The following is an 18,279-nucleotide window of genomic DNA, read 5'->3' on the forward strand; positions in this document are numbered from 1 at the left end:
TATTTTACGAAAAAGCAAATAGGGTTATAAATTAAAATTCCATAACTCGGAAAGCTATTGATGTACAAGCGGGTGAAGGATTTGTAGGAAATGGAATGCCAGAGAAAGATACTTTCGATTCCCAATCAGACCACTTGGCAATAGGAGTTACATTACAAAAGCAAACGGACAAATTTCACAACACTTGGAATACACCGGCTTTAACTCCCTTTTTTATTATTTTTTGGAGTCGTTGCATAGTAAAGTCGATTTGGAAAAGTTTTATTCGAAGAACATGCGAGTTCGTTTAAAACTCCTTATATTTATAACGGTCAAGAATTAAATATGGAGATAAATCTAACTTGTTATGGAGCTAGGTATTTAGATATGAAAACTAGTTTGTGGTTGAATGTGGATCCTTTGAAGTATCCTAGTAGGTCTCCATACGTATAGATATTTAATAATCCTATCAATTTTATTGACCCACCGGGAATGGAGAGAAACCTGATTCAGGTGTTGTTCCTCCTTGTGGTAAAAAAGAAAATAAAGTACAAAAAGCAACTGGAATAATAGCTTTGGTTAATATAGCAAAAGCTTATAATATCAAAAATTTTTCTCAAGCAGATAATGAAGAATCTGATTCTGATGTTGGTGCTTCTCAACTTTTCTATCAATGGGTAATGGGAACTGGAGAAGGGAAAAGAAATTTTGATAAAATTCAACAATGGGAGGACCATTGTTAAAAGCAAAAGAAGTAGAAGAGGGTATAGACAATGTCATCCAAAACTTCAAAGACGGTAAAGGAAAATCAGGAAAAATAACAAGATATTTAAGGAAAGAAAATGAATTGCTATATATTAAAAGTATTTTTTGATGAATTTGATGACAATCCTGCAAGAGCTTTTCATGGTAGTTATTCAGGAACAGCAACCATTACAGGTACCGAAACGACTACATTAGGTGTTTATTATAATATAAAATTATCAGACAATATGATTGCTACTTCAGTTGCAAGGTTATCTCTAATTTTAGGTGGATATAAAGAAGGGGTTGCATTTTTAGTGGGCCAAATCCATACGTATATAACGGTCATTTTAGAACAATAAAAACTATTTATAACATGAAGATTAGAGTGTTTAAATATAATACTTTAGGTGAAAAAATTGGTAGATTATATCATTCAAGAACAAAATAAATTTTATAATAAAATGATTTATAAATTAAAACATTTCATATTTTTAATAATGGTTTGTATGACTTACTTTTCTTGTGAGAATAGTAAGAAAGACGCAGATAAATACTTGCCTGGTATTTATTTCTATAAGATTCCATCTGGAGAATTACAAATACTAGAGATAAATCAAGATTTTACATTCCAACAAATTGTTTATTCAAAAGATGAAAAAAATGTTTTATATAAAAATAAAGGAAAGTTATATGTAAATGATAAGGACATTAAATTAGAACATTGGTTGGAGTGCTACGAAGATTCAGATCAAAAATTCCTATTGAAACCTTATATAACAAATTCATCTTCAGGGGCAATATACTGGAAGAAGCCAAAACGAAATGAAGATGTCTTAATTATTATTTTTGACCAAAACAATTATATTTTTAGAAAGAAATCTCCCGCTCCGCAAAGTTTTTAATTTTGAGGCTTAATGAAAGTCTAATAAAGACCCGACCATTCGGATGTGTTCCACGGTCGCTAACGCGGAAATGCTTTCCGTGCCCAAAGTATGTAAAGATAAAACCCACTAAATACTGGGTTTTTGTTGTTTATAATGTGTTGTAAATTAAAATGAAAGTTTGTTATATCTTCATAATTAATCGAAAAACCCCGCTGCCGCGCGAATCATTTCGTGTGGTTCTAAAGTATAAAAAGTATTTTGAAAAAGTAAAAAAAAGTAGAAAATAAAACCACATTACGCAGAATATCAATGTTGTACAATTAGGCGCAGGATTTGTAGGAAATGATATACCAGAAAAACACATTTCCTATTTCCACTCATACCATTTATCTTTTGGGTTTTATTTTTAAATGATATTCGGTGAACGTTTTTTAAGTAGTAGTTATACCACCACAGTTAAGGTACAAATATAACCACACGTGGAGTACATCGCCTTTCACTCCCTTTTTTTATTGTTTTTCAGAGTCGTTGAATCGTAAAATCGCTGTGGAGAAGTTTTATTCGAAGAGCATGCTAGATATTTTAAAACACCTTATATTTATAACGGGAAAGAATCATGTAGAGAGAAGAATGTAAGTTATTATTGTGCTATGTATTACAGATGAAAACTACTTTATTGGTGAATGTTGACCCCTTGGCGGAGAAAATGCCAAATTTCGGAAGTTAGGTTTTTGCATCCAGTAAGATTAACGCTGAGGTATAATCTGCTGAGCAATTGGCGATAATGACATATGTTAAAAACGGAATTGTTTCTGATGTTGCTATTTATGAAATTAATCATACTTTAATTAGTGCAATAGTATAAGAGAAAACACAGCTAGATGATAATCGCGCAGGTGTTTATGGTAATAAATTAAATGCAATTATTCCTCAAAAAAAAACCATTCAAGTTGGAGAAAAATAGAAGGGATTATATTTCAAATAGGTAGATTAAATTATGCAAAAGCAAATTATCTCGGACTTAGTAATGAGACAGGTTGGAAAAACACGGCCAACGGTAGGGTAGGGCTCAAAATTTATAAAAATACTTTAATTTTCAATTTTATAATTATATTTACTCATTGTCAAGAACATGATAGAAAGGAAATTTTAGTATATTTAAAAAATCAAGCTAACTGTGAATCGAAATTTGATAAATTTATTTTTATAGATGATATTAAATTTTGCTATTCAGATTTTGATTTAACTATTGAAGCTCAATGAGAAATTTCCTTATCTACCGAGTTTAATTCTAATTTAATTGATTTAGAGATAAAGTAGACATTATTTAACGATTCAATAAAAGCAATTTTTAATAGAAATGAAAAAAGAATAATAAAAATTGAAGCCTATTATAATGTGAAATATGACAATAAAATAAAAGCTTTATTAGAAATAATAGCATCGGAATATACTATATACATAGAAGATTTGTGTAAAGCATCATTTAAAACAAAATTTAATTTCTTAAGTGAAGAGGAAAAGATAAGAGTTATAAGTGATAATGAACTACAAATATTTTTATATAAGAAAAGAACGAATATTGTTCTAAATTTTCCTCCAGCAGATCGGTCGGATATTGTTCCAACTATAAAATAGGTTTGCAATTTGAGCTAACAAAGTGAGCTGTTTCTCCAACTTATAAAGCAAATAAAGATAAAGAATGATTAAATTGAAATTTTTCGTTTGTATAACTGTTAATATTGTTTTGTTTACTCTAGCAATAGCGGGCTACAAAAATATTTATAAAAATAAGGAAATTGTACAAAAACAAAATCCTATTGTCGTTAAAATAGTAGACATTACTTATAGAGCTAAATCTGCATCGACTTGTAGAGTTCAGTATAAAAATAAAGATTATAATGATATAAGTTTTTCTGAAAAAGCAAAAGTAGGTGATGTAAATTATAGCGATTTCTACTATGATGCTGAGAATGATCTTGTTTTTTACAAAGATGAAAATATTGGAGCATTTTATGTAGTTTTAGTAATGTCTTTCTTTTCTCTGCTTTTGTGGTTTATTCCAAAGAGAAAATTCATTTGGTGATCGTAATCATGTTATTTTTAGACGATCATTTGATAGTACGAAAACGCTTAATTCTATATCTGATCCATTATATTGATATCTTAATTTAAGATACGTAGTTAAAAATATTAGTGACCCTGAAAAGTATCCTGGAGTAGAAGTATATAGTTCTCCCAATATGAACCGTGCTTTAACAGCTGGAAACGTAATTTTTAGTAATCCAGGAATGGAGGATTCAAAAACATTGGCACATGAATATGGACACTATCTAGATTATAAAAATCATTCTAATTATTCTGCATCAGACTATATAAAAAAATTAAATTACCAAGTATTTTTAGAGCAATAAAATCAAAATATACTGATTACAAGCATCATAATTCTGAACGAGAATAAAGGGCAGATATTCTAGGAGGTGCTTATCATGATATTAATTTATATAAAAAATAAAATGAGACATTTTTTAATATTAATCACATTGCTTACTTTTTGCAGCTGTGATCCGATGGACGATAGGTTAGTTTTTAAAAACTCAACCAATGACACTCTGGTCGTAAGATTAATGTTTGATAGCGAATTGCCCAATAATCCACGGCATTGGAACAGATCTAGAATTTTTTTAGTAGCTCCTTTAGAGAAAAAAAAATTATCCATATTTAATAAGTGGGAAGGTGAATTTGAAAGAGCTTTACCAGAAGGAGCTATAAATGTTTTAGTTACTAAATATTATGATTTTGAGACTTATCCATATAAATGGGATACAATATACTCAAATGGTTTTATTTTAAAGAAAAAATATAATTTGAAACAAATTGAGGATAACAATTGGAAAATAATTTATCCTACTGGATTCAAAAGACTGATATCAATAATGTTAGAAAAATAAGAAAATGTAATTTAAAGACAAGATAAATAGACCCCGCTGCCGCGCGAATCATTTCGTGTGGTTCTAAAGTATAAAAAGTATTTTGAAAAAGTATAAAAAAGTAGAAAATAAAACCACATTACGCAGAATATCAATGTTGTACCAGCAGTAGAAGGATTTGTAGGAAATGATATACTAGAAAAACACATTTTCTATTTCCACTCAAACTATTGAACTTATGGATTTTATTTTTCAATGGAATTTCATGAACTTTGTTTAGGTGGTGCTAGATATAATTACCACAGTAAACGGACAAATTTCACAACACTTGGAATATATTCTTTTTAAAGTCTCTCTTTATTTTTTGTACTAAAATAAAATTATTTTTCTTGATTTTTTTTAATACTATTTGAAAATAAGAGTATAAAAATTTGATACATTTTAAAAAGTCATGCAACTATAATACTTCAGAACACCTAAGACCATAATGATAAAACACTCGCACTAGTTCTGGTACTTAAGGCGAAATGTCAACAGCATTGGATAAATTACCACAGAAAATTAAGTACATCAAATAAATGTTTTTTATTTTAAAAATAAGTTGTGTCAATTTTATTTTCAATTCTAGAACTGGCACAAAACTGTGAACTTTTTTTAATTTTATTTTTTTTGATCACAAAACTGTGAACTTTTTTATTTTAATTAATTTTTAATCACAAAAAAAATAGAAAGTACCATTCAATATTCTTTTTAAAACGTATTACAATTTTGAAAAGAAATTATCATACAGATTTTTAGTGTTTTAAAATGTAGAATTAGTTCATGTAATACAGAAGTTAGGACTGCTTGTATCTCTAGCACTTTACGATTGGAATAATGAGCGAAATAGTAAATCTAAAAATCACTTGCTAATTTCTGTTTTTTTAAGAAAAAACGATTTTTTTTCATATTTAGTTAACTTGCCAAGCAGCTCTTTTATTGGATTAGTAGTATTATTCATTTTTTTTAATAGCACTTCTTTTTATAAGATGTATTTGTTTTTTTGTTAAGTAAAAGATTATATATTTGGAAGAATAAACCCTTTTGTTACTAAATTACTTTTTAATTCTTTGATAAACTTTACAGATATGAACGATATAATTTGCCCTAATTGCAGTAAAGCCTTTAAAGTTGATGAAGCAGGATTTGCTTCTATTTTGAAACAAGTTCGAGATCATCAATTTGACGAAGAGTTACAAAATCGATTAAATCTTGCCGAAAAAGAAAAGGTGAATGAAATTCTACTCGCAGAATCAAAACTTAAGATTTTATTCCAAGTAGATCTAGCAAAAAAAGAAAGTGAAATTAGTGCACTAAAAGCTAAAAATGAACTTGAGCTAACTCAAAAACTTGCATCAAAAGAATCTGAAATTGCCGATATGAAATCTAAAATTCAGAATGCAGCAATGGAAAAGAAATTAGATGTTTCAAACGCAGTAAAAGAAATAGAAAAAGAACGCGATACGCTTCTGAATGAATTAAAGTCAAAAGAAACTGAAAAACAGTTATTTGAAAAGTCTCTCAATGAAAATTTTAATAACACGCTTAAATTAAAAGAAGAGACTATTAAAATGAAAGATGATGAAATTGATCGACTAAAGGATTACAAGCAAAAACTCTCTACAAAAATGATAGGCGAAACTTTGGAGCAGCATTGCGAAGCAGAGTTTAATAAACTGCGAGCAACTGCCTTTCAAAATGCTTATTTTGAAAAAGATAATGATTCCAGAGGTGGAAATAAAGGTGATTTTATTTATAAAGAAACTGATGAAGCTGGCAATGAAATCATTTCAATTATGTTCGAAATGAAAAATGAAAATGACGAAACAGCTTCGAAAAAGAAAAATGAAGATTTTTTCGCAAAACTTGATAAGGATAGAACAGAAAAAAAATGCGAATATGCAGTTCTGGTGTCTTTACTAGAATCAGAAAACGAATTTTATAATACAGGAATCGTGGATGTATCTTACAAATTTAAAAAAATGTATGTGGTGCGACCTCAATTTTTCATACCCATAATTACATTACTTAGAAATGCTGCTATGAATTCAATGCAGTACAAAGCAGAATTAAACTTGATGAGAAACCAAAATCTTGATATTACAAATTTTGAAGAAAATATCAATGAATTTAAAGAAGGTTTTGCAAGGAATTACGATTTAGCAAGTAGAAAATTTAAAACAGCAATTGACGAAATAGATAAAACGATAATACATCTTCAAAAAACAAAAGATGCTTTATTGTCTTCAGAAAACAATTTGCGATTAGCTAACAATAAAGCAGAAGATTTAACAATCAAAAAATTGACAGCAGGTAATCCGACAATGAAAGCAAAATTTGAAAATTTAACAAAAAACAGCTAATAAAACTTGCAATATAAAGCAACTAAAATGCAACAAATGACAAACTCCTTCACAGCCATAGATTTTGAAACCGCTATAAACCATCACATCTGTTCGGTTGGAATTGTTACGGTGGAGAATGGAGTGATTATTGATGAATTTCACGCCTTAATAAAACCGCCAAACAATCAATACAATTGGCATAACATTCAAGTGCATGGCATTACAGAAAGAGATACACAAAATGTAGCTCATTTTAATGTAATTTATCCAGAGATTAAAAAACGTTTATTTGGTAAAACAATTGTGGCTCACAATGAAAGTTTTGACCGAACTGTTTTGTATAAAACAATGAGCGATTACGGAATAGATTATCAAGATTTAAATATTGCAATTAAATGGGAATGTACCTTAAAGATTTACAAAGCAAAAGGCTACAAACCAGCAAAATTAGATGCGTGTTGTAAAATTCACAACATTCAATTAAAACATCACGAAGCGTTGTCAGATGCTCGCGCTTGTGCGAAACTTTTTTTAATTGCTCAAGGGGATAATTAAGCAACTACAACTTAATTTTTATTTAAAAAATCGTATTGCCTTTCAGAGTTTTAAAACCTTCATGACGTTATGACGTTTTTTTGTTTTCTACAATTCAAAAATACTTAATTTAATATTGCCGTTGTTACTTAAAATCGGTAAGTTTGAAACAGCTATTAAAATAATACTCATTTATAAATGATATTCAACGAAGACTCAAGGGTTAAGATTCCTACCATACTGCATTTAATGCGTTTAGGTTATGAATATCTATCTTTAAAAAATCAAGTTTGGGATGAAACAACCAATATTTTTACCGATATTTTTAAAGAAAATTTACTAAGAATTAACCCTGGACTAAATCCAAGCGACGTAAATAGAGTTTATGCGGAAGTAGCTATATGTTTAGAAAACGAGGACTTAGGGAAAGTTTTTTATGAAAAGCTAATTGACCAGTCTGGAATTAGATTGATAGATTTTGAAAATTTTGATAATAATACTTTTAACGTAGTCACAGAGTTAACGTATAAAAAGGATGATGAAGAATTTCGTCCTGATATTATTTTACTCATTAACGGAATGCCTTTGGTTTTTATTGAAGTTAAGAAACCTAACAATCAAGACGGAGTTTTAGCGGAACACAAACGCATTCAAACCCGATTTCAAAATAAAAAATTCCGCAATTTTATCAACATTACCCAGTTGATGGTCTTTTCCAATAATATGGAATATGATGCTAATTCATTGCTTCCAATTGAAGGTGCTTTTTATGCTACGCCTTCTTACTATAAACCTATTTTTAATTACTTTAGAGAAGAAATAGAATTTGATTTAAAGAAATTACTCACAATTGTTCCTGATGATTTAGAAAATTTTGTGTTGCAGGATACTAATTTACTAAGCATTAAAAACGCATCGGAATTTATTACCAATAAACGGCACAATACACCAACCAATAGAATCTGTACTTCTTTGTTTCAAAGGGAGCGTTTGGCTTTTGTGTTGCAATATGGAATCGCTTATGTGAAAGAAACCAAAGGCTTGCAGAAACACATGATGCGTTATCCGCAACTTTTTGCAACAAAAGCAATTGAAGCGAAACTAGATGAAGGTGTGAAAAATGGTATCATTTGGCACACACAAGGAAGTGGAAAAACAGCTTTGGCTTATTACAATGTCAAATACTTAACGCATTATTTTCAGCAGAAAAACATTGTTCCTAAGTTTTACTTTATTGTGGATCGTTTGGATTTGTTAATTCAGGCTGGGAAAGAATTTAGAAGTAGAGGTTTGGTAGTGCATAATGTTAATTCAAGAGAAGAATTTTCAAAAGATATCAAATCAACTTCTGTTATTCATAACAATTCTGGAAAAGCAGAAATCACGGTAGTTAACATTCAAAAGTTTCAAGACGATCCTGATGTAGTTCAGAATACCGATTACAATTTAAATATGCAGCGCGTCTATTTCTTAGATGAGGTTCATAGAAGTTATAACCCTAAAGGTAGTTTTTTAGCGAACTTAAAACAATCGGACGAGAATGCTATTAAAATCGGTTTAACTGGAACACCACTATTAGGAAATGATTTTAATTCCAAAGCTTTATTTGGTAATTATATTCATAAATATTATTACAATTCATCGATTGCTGATGGTTATACACTTCGCTTAATTAGGGAAGAGATAGAAACCAACTATCAGTTGAAATTGAAAGAAGCTTTAGAATCGATTGACATTTTAAAAGGAAATACTGATCGTACTAAAGTGTATGCACATCGTCAATTTGTAGAACCGATGTTGGAATATATTGTGCAAGATTTTGAGCGTGCTCGTATCTCATTTAATGATAACACAATTGGTGCTATGGTCGTTTGCGATTCTTCCGACCAAGCCAAAATGTTGTTCGAAATTTTCCAATCGAAATATAGTGCTGACAATTGGCAAGAGGAGGATTTATTAGTGGCAGCAGAACCTCGTGAATCGTATGGCAATCAAAAAAGAAACGATAGTAAAGTGAAAGCTGCAGCGGTTATTTTACACGATGTAGGCACAAAAGAAGATCGTAAAAATCAAGTAGATGATTTCAAAGACGGAAAAATCGATTTGCTATTTGTGTACAATATGTTGTTGACTGGTTTTGATGCACCTCGATTGAAAAAACTATACATTGGTCGTGTAATTAAAGCACATAATTTGTTGCAAACGCTTACACGTGTTAACCGAACTTATAAAGAATTCAAATACGGTTACGTTGTTGATTTTGCTGATATTCAAAAAGAATTCGACAAAACCAATCAGGATTATTTCAACGAATTGCAATCGGAATTAGGTGATGAAATGCAGTACTATTCGGACTTGTTTAAATCACCCGAAGAAATAAACCAAGAAATAGCCGAAATTAAGGAAGTTTTATCGCATTATAACACTATAAACGCTGAAGTTTTCTCGCAACAAATTTCACAGATTCAAGATCGAAGTGAAATGTTGAAAATTGCTCGTGCTTTAAATAATGCTAAGAGTTTGTATAATCTTATTCGATTGTCTGGTAATCATGAATTATTGAATACGTTGGATTTTCACAAACTAACCAAACTATCAACGGAAGCCAACAATCATTTGGCTTTAATCAATACCAAAGAAGCTTTAGAGAAAAATGTAGATACTACAAATTTACTAAATATTGCGTTGGAAGATATTCTGTTTGCTTTTGTGAAAGTGAAAGAAGGAGAAATGGTTTTGGCAGACAAATTGAAAACTACTTTACAAAAAACGAGAGAAATGCTGGGAGGAAATTTCGACCAGAAAGATCCTGTTTTTGTTTCTTTGAAAGAAGAATTGGAACGCTTGTTTAAAAAGAAAAATTTAAGCGAAGTAACCAAAGAAGAAATGGAAGCCAATATAAAAGCACTTCAAGACATTTACGATAAAGCCAAAGAATTAGAACGCAAAAACCAATTGCTGCGTGCTAAATATGACAACGACGAAAAATACGCTCGTTTGCACAAACGATTAATGGAAAAAGATCCATTAACCGATAGCGAAAGCAAATTATTTGAAGCCTTGCAAGGATTGAAAAAAGAAGTTGACAATCAAATTATGCAAAATTCTAAAATGCTAGAAAATGAAAGTTTTGTAGACCGAATGATGATGCGATTGGTGATTGATCAATTTAAAAACAAAAACAACATTCCACTGGATGCTGCGGCGACAAAAAGAATTAACGGAATGATAGTTAAAGAATATATGAATGAGTTTTATGGTAGAATAGCTTAGTTATGGAAAAAGGAGAAATACTCATTTATCAAAATCAGGAAGGCAATACCAAAATTGATGTGATGCGTGAAGAAGACACGATTTGGCTTTCTCAAACTAAAATGGCTTTTCTGTTAGGAAAGGCTAGTACTACCATTAGAGAATAGAATTGATTCAAAATATTTTCAAAGAAGGTCAATGGATAAAAAAGTGGTATGTCGGGATTTCCGAACAACCACTCAACATGATGATATTGCAGGAAAAACGCGAGAACAAGAAATTAATTTTTATAATCTTGACGTAATAATTTCAGTTGGTTAACAGTAAAATTATAATAAGGAGCACAATTTTTTATGGGCATTAATTAAATTAAAAACTATGAGCACATATTCGCAAATATATATTCAAATTGTTTTTGCTGTAAAAAATCGACAGGCATTAATTGCAACCGTCTGGGAAGAGGATTTATACAAATATATAACAGGTATTGTGCAGAATAAAGGACAAAAAATGTTAGCGATAAATGGAATGCCAGATCATATTCATATTTTGATTGGTATGAAGCCAAGTTGTTGTTTATCAGATTTAGTGCGAGAAATTAAAAAATCATCTAATAGTTTTATAAAGGAACAAGCGTTTACGAATAGTAAATTTGAATGGCAGGAAGGTTTCGGAGCATTTTCGTATAGTCATTCTGCATTAGATAATGTAATTGCTTATATTTCAAACCAAAAAGAACATCACAGAAAAAGAAGTTTTAAAGAAGAATATGTTGATTTTTTAGAAAAATTTAAAATCGATTTCAAGCAAGAATATCTATTTCAATGGCTAGAATAAAATATCATAATCTAGCCCCTAAAGACCCTGAAAGGGTCACACGTTTATAAGAAAAAAATACATCATCAATTTACGACCCTGAAAGGGTCATATGTTTATAGAACACGATTATAACATGAAAATACGACCCCGTTGGGGTCGACCCAAAATTAGTTAGTTTTTTTACAAATATAAAACCCCTTCGGGGTAACAAACAAAACAATACAAGAATCCCAATATATTTAAAATAGCAACAGATATAATGACCACAACCACACAATTTGAAACCCAAACCAAAAATCTAATTGACGAGCTAAAAAGCGTTTGTGCCAATTATGGTTTGGGAAATGACGGAAACGAATTCAAGATTATCACCCAAGTATTTTTATATAAATTCCTGAACGACAAATTTGTTCACGAAGTAAAAGAATTAGATGCCAACATTGCAAAGGCCGAAAAATGGGAAGATGCTTTACGCGATTTACCTGCGGATGATTACGAAATGCTGACGATGCAAATGAGAGAAAGCACCGCGAATATTCTCCCAGATCAATTGATTTCCAGTTTATACAAACGCCAGAACGAACCCAAGTTTTCGGATTTATTTGACAATACGTTGTTAGATATTGCTAAAAACAACAGCGATATTTTCTCGGTAATTACCGAAGGTGGCGAAAAAATTGTATTGTTTGAAAACATCAGCAAATATGTAACCGACAAACGTGATGAGTTTTGCAAAGCCATCATAAACAAATTAGTCAATTTTAGTTTTGAGCACATCTTTCACGAGAAATTTGACTTTTATGCGACAATTTTCGAATATTTAATCAAAGATTACAACACCAATAGTGGTGGAAAATATGCCGAATATTTTACACCGCACGCCGTAGCTAAAATTATGGCACGTTGTTTAGTGAATGAAAACGTGAGCAATGTTACTTGTTATGATCCAAGTGCGGGTTCGGGGACTTTATTGATGAATTTAGCCCATCAAATTGGCGAAGACAAGTGTACCATTTACTCCCAAGATATTTCGCAGAAGTCGTCTAACTTGTTGCGTTTGAATTTAATTTTGAACAATTTGGTTCACTCAATCCCTAATGTGGTGAAAGGAAATACCATTTTAGAACCGTATCACAAAGACAAAAACGGACGCTTGCAACAGTTTGATTATATTGTTTCGAATCCTCCGTTTAAATTAGATTTTTCTGATTTTAGTACCGATTTAGACAGCAAAGAAAACCACGAACGCTTTTTTGCAGGAATACCTAATATTCCAAAAAGCAAGAAAGAAAGTATGGCGATTTATTTGTTGTTTTTGCAACACATTATGTTTTCGTTGAGCGAAAAAGGAAAAGCGGCTATAGTGGTGCCTACAGGATTTATCACGGCACAAAGTGGTATTGACAAAAAGATTAGAGAACGTATGGTGGAAAGCAAAATGTTAGCGGGTGTTGTAAGTATGCCGAGTAATATTTTTGCTACTACAGGAACCAACGTTTCTATTTTATTTTTAGACAAGCAAAACAAAGGCGACGTCGTTTTGATTGATGCTTCTAATTTAGGAACCACGATTAAAGAAGGCAAAAACCAGAAAACGGTTTTGAGCTATGACGAAGAAGACCGCATTATTGATACGTTTAACACGAAAACCGCTGTTGCTGATTTTTCTGTAGTAGTAACTTATGACGAAATAAAAGCAAAAAACTACAGCTTGAGTGCGGGACAATATTTTGAAGTAAAAATAGAATATACTGATATTACGGCAGAAGAATTTAAAGAAAAAATGAATGCTTTTGAAAGCAGTTTAGAAGCTTTGTTTGCCGAAAGTAAAACGTTGGAAATGGAAATTCAGAATAATTTGAAAGAATTGAAGTATGAGTAAAGTTATGCTTTCAGAAATTGCAAATATTAAGATGGGACAATCACCTCAAGGTGAAACTTGTAACGAAAATGGTGTAGGCATTCCATTATTGAATGGTCCTGCTGAATTTACTGATTTTTACCCTGTTCCACGACAATATACAACCGACCCAAAAAAAATATGTCAAGAAAAAGAAATTTTATTTTGTGTTAGAGGTTCCACTACTGGAAGGATGAATTGGTCTGATAGAAGTTATGCAATCGGGCGAGGTTTGGCCGCTATTTCTCATAAAGAAGGTCAAAGTTATAATCATTATTTAAAATACTTAATTGAATATAATTTAAATTCAATTTTAAATTTAACAAGTGGTTCTACATTTCCAAATCTGACAAATGATAATTTATCTTCTTTTAAATTTTATGCAATTGATATAAAAGTACAAAAGAAAATTTCAAAATTTTTATCTGATTTGGACACTAAAATCGAACTCAACAACAAAATCAATGTTGAGTTAGAAGCAATGGCAAAAACGCTTTATGATTATTGGTTTGTACAGTTTGATTTTCCAACTTCACCTCCTTTGGAGGGGTGTCCGCAGGACGGGGTGGTTTCTACTGGAAAACCATACAAATCATCAGGCGGTAAAATGGTGTGGAATGAAGAGTTGAAGAGAGAAATTCCTGAGGGTTGGGAGGTTGATAATCTTGGTAATTGGATTGGAAAAGACAAAAGTGGCGATTGGGGAAAAGAAGCTATTGAAGGTAATTATACTGAAAAAGTACATTGTATTCGAGGTGCGGATTTAAATGGCTTAAATGGTAATGGAGAAGTAAAAGCACCAATTAGATACATTCTTGAAAAGAATTCGCATAAAATGTTAGATCCTCACGATTTAATAGTTGAAATTTCAGGTGGAAGTCCAACTCAATCAACAGGAAGAATGGCATTCATTACAAAAGAAACTTTAGAGCGTTTTGATGCTCCAATTATATGTTCCAATTTCTGTAAAGCAGTAACTTTAGAAGATGAAATATATTTATATAATTTCGTATTTGAATGGAATAGAGCATATGATCATGGTGTTTTATTTGGTTTTGAAGGTAAAACTAGTGGTATCAAAAATTTATTATTTGAAACTTTTGTAAGTAATTATTTTGTTGCCAAACCACCAACGCATTTAGCTGGAAAGTTCTATGAATTTATGGAGCCTTTACAAATCAAAAAGCAGAAAAATCTAAGAGAAAACCAACAACTTGCTTCGCTTCGCGATTGGTTGTTGCCTATGTTAATGAATGGTCAGGTTACGGTTGGAGATGTTGAGCAGGAGTTGGGTATGGTTGCTGAGGGGAGAGAGGAATATAAAAAAGGGTAGATATGAGCGGATTTAAGTTTTTGGCGATAAGACCTTTAGTAGGATGTGATGATAGATTTTTAAAAAATTTGAAAGCTGGAGTAATTTATAAATTTTATCAGAATTATTTGTTTAAAGATAAAGATGGAAATGAAATATCCATTTTAAATAACAACTTATCTGAAATAAATGTTGAAATTCAAAGTCCTGAAAATTCAATTGATATTTACTCATCTGATGATATTAAAATAAATATTTCTGCGGTTGTTGGTGAAAATGGAAGTGGCAAAAGTAGTTTAGTAGATTTTAATAATACTATAAGCTATTATTTAGCATGTAACCATTTCAAAACAATGAACTCTTCTCAGCAAAATACTTTTAGTAACATACGGCACTTACTAATACTAGCAGTTGAGTATATTACGGAATTAGGGCCATTTTTGAATAATGAATTTAGTGTTCAAAAGGACGATATGTTTAAATTAAAAGAATGTGATTTAAATGAAAACATTATCGTTATTTCAAATTGTTTAAATGCTTTTTTTAGTCAATATTTTATAGAGGAAAAAAATATAAATTTTGGCAAATTTAAAAAGTTATTACTACGTTATAAATATGAAGGTAATGAATATCATGAACTGGACTGTAAATTATCATGTCTAGAACCGTTACAAATGTTTATTGAATTAAATAATAGTTTTTTAAAGAAAATTGACTTATTAGCAAGAGAATATGAAAGAGAAGTTAATTTTAATGAAAATTTACAAAACAACTTTAATTTTCAATTATTTTATTTAAAAGGAGAAAATATTTTCTGTACTCAAAAAATAAAAGATAAAATAACGATACCAGATGAAGAATTTTTTTATACAGTATTACTAAACTATTCTTTACACTCTTTGAATTCAAATCAAATGGGAAACTGGATATTTAATCTTTTCCATAAAAACGATGGATATCAAACTCCACTGGTTATTAATCCTTATAGAAAAGATGGAATAATTGATATAAATAATGAATTAGACCTTTCGGTAGATAGATTAATTTACAATATTATTGACCAATTAAACCATAAACAAGAAGCTTCAATACTATCTAAATATAAGTTCAGTAAATTTCTTCTTAAAAGAAAAGTTAAGGATAGTGATAGATTCCCGATTAGCGAGATTGGGATTGACTATAAAACACAATCTAATTTTGTTGACTTTATATCAGACTATCCTAATCATTTTCATTTTTACAATCAAGAAAAAAATATTTTAGATTACACGGTTGGATATTTGATTAAAAAATTTCGAAAGATTGCTAATACTTATACATTGCACTTCTATAATTATGATAGTAATTCAAGTGGAGATATGTTAGAAAATGTTGAAAGTTTAGAAAAATGGCAACAAGAAAAAACTAGAGACATTATAAATAAAAATAAAAACACTCATATAACAAAAAAGTTTTTTCAGACTTACAATTTTTTGATAAATTATGATTTTTATAAAGAAAGGTTAGCATTTATAAAAAGTTGGGATTTAGATAAAGAGATTATTGTTTCAATTGAACAAATTTTAGAATGGATTACTGTTATTAAGAATGATGTTTTATACTTAAAAAAAAATACTGAAAATATTGATACAGATGATATTTTCTTGAATCTATTTCCCAATATATTTGATGTTGATATTGAATTTTTATTTGAAGATAAACCTATTAAATTATCAAGTTTGAGTTCTGGAGAACAGCAATATATATTTAATATCAATACAATAAGCTACCATATCAATAATTTAAAATCGATAACTGAAAATAAAGAAATTGACTCTAAATTGAGAAGCTACAAAGATGTTAATATAATCTTAGATGAAATAGAATTATACTATCATCCGCAATTTCAAAAAAACTTTATTAAAGATGTTGTTAATTCAATAAAAGGAATAAGCTCCTTAAGTGATTTGAAGAATTTTAATATTATTCTCTTAACTCATTCGCCATTTATCTTATCTGACATAGTTTCTTCAAATATATTAAGGTTAAAAGCAGGAATGCCTAAATTAATTAAAGAGTCTAATACCTTCGGAGCCAATATACATGATTTATTAGCAAATGATTTTTTCTTGCAAAATGGTTTTATGGGTGATTTTGCTCATAAATATATTACAGAATTAGTAGACGAAATCAATAAAATTGATAAAGAACTATCTAATACTGATTTTAAATATTATTTACGAAAAGTTGAAATCATTGATGAGCCTTTTATTAAGTATAAATTAATAGAAATGTTAGAAAACAAAAAATCTTCTTCAGATTTTGATTTAGATTATTTAATAGAAAAAAAGCAAAAGGAACTAGATGTTTTAAAAATGAAAAAGAAAAATGATTAAAATTGACAATAATGCTTTAGCTGATATAATTATTGAATATGGTAAAGAAATTAATTCAAAACTAACATCTAAAATAAATTCAATTTTAGACGTAATAGCAATATTGGAATCGCCATTGTTGTTAGAAAAAAAAATTGTTAAAGGAAAAGTACGTGCTTATTCAAGTGCCTTAAAAGTTATTAAGAATAGAGATAAATTACTTGATTCAAAACACGGGAAAGGTAGTGGTAAGGAAACTATGGACTTAATCTATACTTTGGAAAAATATAAAATAAAAGCAGACAAAAGGTCAAAGTGCAGAAAAACGATGTTATTTAGGGATTATGAAGATATTTCGAATAAACTTTTAAATTTTATAAATAACAACGATTTAATTATTGGTACACCAGAGCAATTATTAATATTAAATGACCAATTAGATAAAGAAATCAAGTTTACAAATGTGAGGATTTATAACTATTTTTTTAACTATAAAAATTTTTATGATGAAATTGATTTAAAGATCGGACATAAATTAGATCTTAAATGTTGTCCTTATTGTAATAGAAATTTTATTACACATGTATCTGATAAAAACAATAGAGTTATTGGGCCCACTTATGATCACTTTTTCAGTAAATCTCGTTATAAATATTTAAGTTTAAGTTTTTATAATCTTATACCAAGTTGTTTCATTTGTAATAGTAATTTAAAGGGAAATATTGATTTCACATTAGATACTCATATTCATCCATATTTGGGTGGTTTTGAAAAAGATGCCTTTTTTGATTTTGAATTATCAACTAATAATTATAATGGAAAGAAAGAGATTATATTTAGTCCATTTCTTGTTCCAAATATGAATTTATCATTTAAAAAAAACGATAGAATATTTGGAGATAAAAATAAAAAAAATTCTGGCAGTATAAATGTTTTCAAATTACAAGAGGTTTATAAATTACATGATGATTCTGTCGAAGAAATTTATGCCAAATTTGACAAATCAAGTCCACATTATATTGGATCAATTTCTGAAATTATAACGCAATTAAAAACATCAGAAGAGGAGTTCTACAGATATCATTTTAGAAACTATTTTGATTCGAAAGATTTTAATAAAAGACCTTTAGCTAAATTAGATAAAGATATTTATGATAAATTTTTATTGATTTCTCAATCATAAA

Annotated in this window: 15 protein-coding genes; all 15 read left to right on the plus strand. The window is 29.5% G+C overall.

All coding sequences use genetic code 11. The features are described from left to right. Positions 1 to 554: 554 nt before the first annotated feature. The 15 genes from ACFSX9_RS00370 (at position 555) to ACFSX9_RS00440 (ending at position 18,278) form a co-directional block, all read left to right on the plus strand. Complete coding sequence (locus ACFSX9_RS00370) at positions 555 to 722, plus strand: hypothetical protein (RefSeq protein ID WP_379802977.1); 168 nt, start codon at positions 555 to 557, stop codon at positions 720 to 722. Between the two features lie 99 nt (positions 723 to 821). Further along, the gene (locus ACFSX9_RS00375; protein WP_379802979.1) at positions 822 to 1,085 is read left to right on the plus strand and encodes a hypothetical protein; all 264 of its coding nucleotides are present in this window, start codon (positions 822 to 824) and stop codon (positions 1,083 to 1,085) included. A 48-nt stretch (positions 1,086 to 1,133) separates the two neighbouring features. Continuing rightward, the gene (locus tag ACFSX9_RS00380; protein ID WP_379802981.1) at positions 1,134 to 1,628 is read left to right on the plus strand and encodes a hypothetical protein; all 495 of its coding nucleotides are present in this window, start codon (positions 1,134 to 1,136) and stop codon (positions 1,626 to 1,628) included. A 1,684-nt stretch (positions 1,629 to 3,312) separates the two neighbouring features. Further along, entirely contained in the window at positions 3,313 to 3,696 is a 384-nt protein-coding gene (locus ACFSX9_RS00385; RefSeq protein WP_379802983.1) for a hypothetical protein, read from the plus strand. Positions 3,697 to 3,853: 157 nt separating this feature from the next. Beyond that, positions 3,854 to 4,024 (plus strand): hypothetical protein, encoded by a 171-nt coding sequence (locus ACFSX9_RS00390; RefSeq protein ID WP_379802985.1) that lies wholly within the window; start codon positions 3,854 to 3,856, stop codon positions 4,022 to 4,024. A gap of 102 nt (positions 4,025 to 4,126) precedes the next feature. After that, the gene (locus tag ACFSX9_RS00395; protein WP_379802987.1) at positions 4,127 to 4,561 is read left to right on the plus strand and encodes a hypothetical protein; all 435 of its coding nucleotides are present in this window, start codon (positions 4,127 to 4,129) and stop codon (positions 4,559 to 4,561) included. A 1,106-nt stretch (positions 4,562 to 5,667) separates the two neighbouring features. Continuing rightward, positions 5,668 to 6,942: a DUF2130 domain-containing protein gene (locus ACFSX9_RS00400; protein WP_379802989.1), complete on the plus strand. Its 1,275-nt coding sequence runs from the start codon at positions 5,668 to 5,670 to the stop codon at positions 6,940 to 6,942. 36 nt (positions 6,943 to 6,978) lie between these two features. Beyond that, positions 6,979 to 7,479, plus strand: a complete 501-nt coding sequence (locus ACFSX9_RS00405; protein WP_379802991.1) for a 3'-5' exonuclease — start codon at positions 6,979 to 6,981, stop codon at positions 7,477 to 7,479. Positions 7,480 to 7,656: 177 nt separating this feature from the next. Continuing rightward, complete coding sequence (locus ACFSX9_RS00410) at positions 7,657 to 10,731, plus strand: type I restriction endonuclease subunit R (RefSeq protein WP_379802993.1); 3,075 nt, start codon at positions 7,657 to 7,659, stop codon at positions 10,729 to 10,731. A 2-nt stretch (positions 10,732 to 10,733) separates the two neighbouring features. Further along, a complete protein-coding gene (locus tag ACFSX9_RS00415; protein WP_379802996.1) occupies positions 10,734 to 10,877 on the plus strand; it encodes a hypothetical protein in 144 nt (47 codons plus the stop codon). A gap of 211 nt (positions 10,878 to 11,088) precedes the next feature. After that, on the plus strand, positions 11,089 to 11,547 hold the full coding sequence (gene tnpA / locus ACFSX9_RS00420; protein ID WP_379802998.1) for an IS200/IS605 family transposase: 459 nt from the start codon (positions 11,089 to 11,091) through the stop codon (positions 11,545 to 11,547). A 241-nt stretch (positions 11,548 to 11,788) separates the two neighbouring features. Then, entirely contained in the window at positions 11,789 to 13,411 is a 1,623-nt protein-coding gene (locus ACFSX9_RS00425; RefSeq protein ID WP_379803001.1) for an HsdM family class I SAM-dependent methyltransferase, read from the plus strand. Continuing rightward, on the plus strand, positions 13,404 to 14,762 hold the full coding sequence (locus ACFSX9_RS00430) for a restriction endonuclease subunit S (protein WP_379803003.1): 1,359 nt from the start codon (positions 13,404 to 13,406) through the stop codon (positions 14,760 to 14,762). The genes ACFSX9_RS00425 and ACFSX9_RS00430 overlap by 8 nt, the downstream gene beginning before the upstream one ends. Positions 14,763 to 14,764: 2 nt before the next feature. Beyond that, positions 14,765 to 17,116, plus strand: coding sequence for a hypothetical protein (locus tag ACFSX9_RS00435; protein WP_379803005.1), 2,352 nt, complete (start codon positions 14,765 to 14,767; stop codon positions 17,114 to 17,116). Beyond that, positions 17,109 to 18,278, plus strand: coding sequence for a hypothetical protein (locus ACFSX9_RS00440; protein ID WP_379803008.1), 1,170 nt, complete (start codon positions 17,109 to 17,111; stop codon positions 18,276 to 18,278). The genes ACFSX9_RS00435 and ACFSX9_RS00440 overlap by 8 nt, the downstream gene beginning before the upstream one ends. The last annotated feature ends 1 nt before the right edge of the window (position 18,279 follow it).

The organism is Flavobacterium ardleyense (genome assembly GCF_042686085.1).
Lineage (GTDB): Bacteria > Bacteroidota > Bacteroidia > Flavobacteriales > Flavobacteriaceae > Flavobacterium > Flavobacterium ardleyense.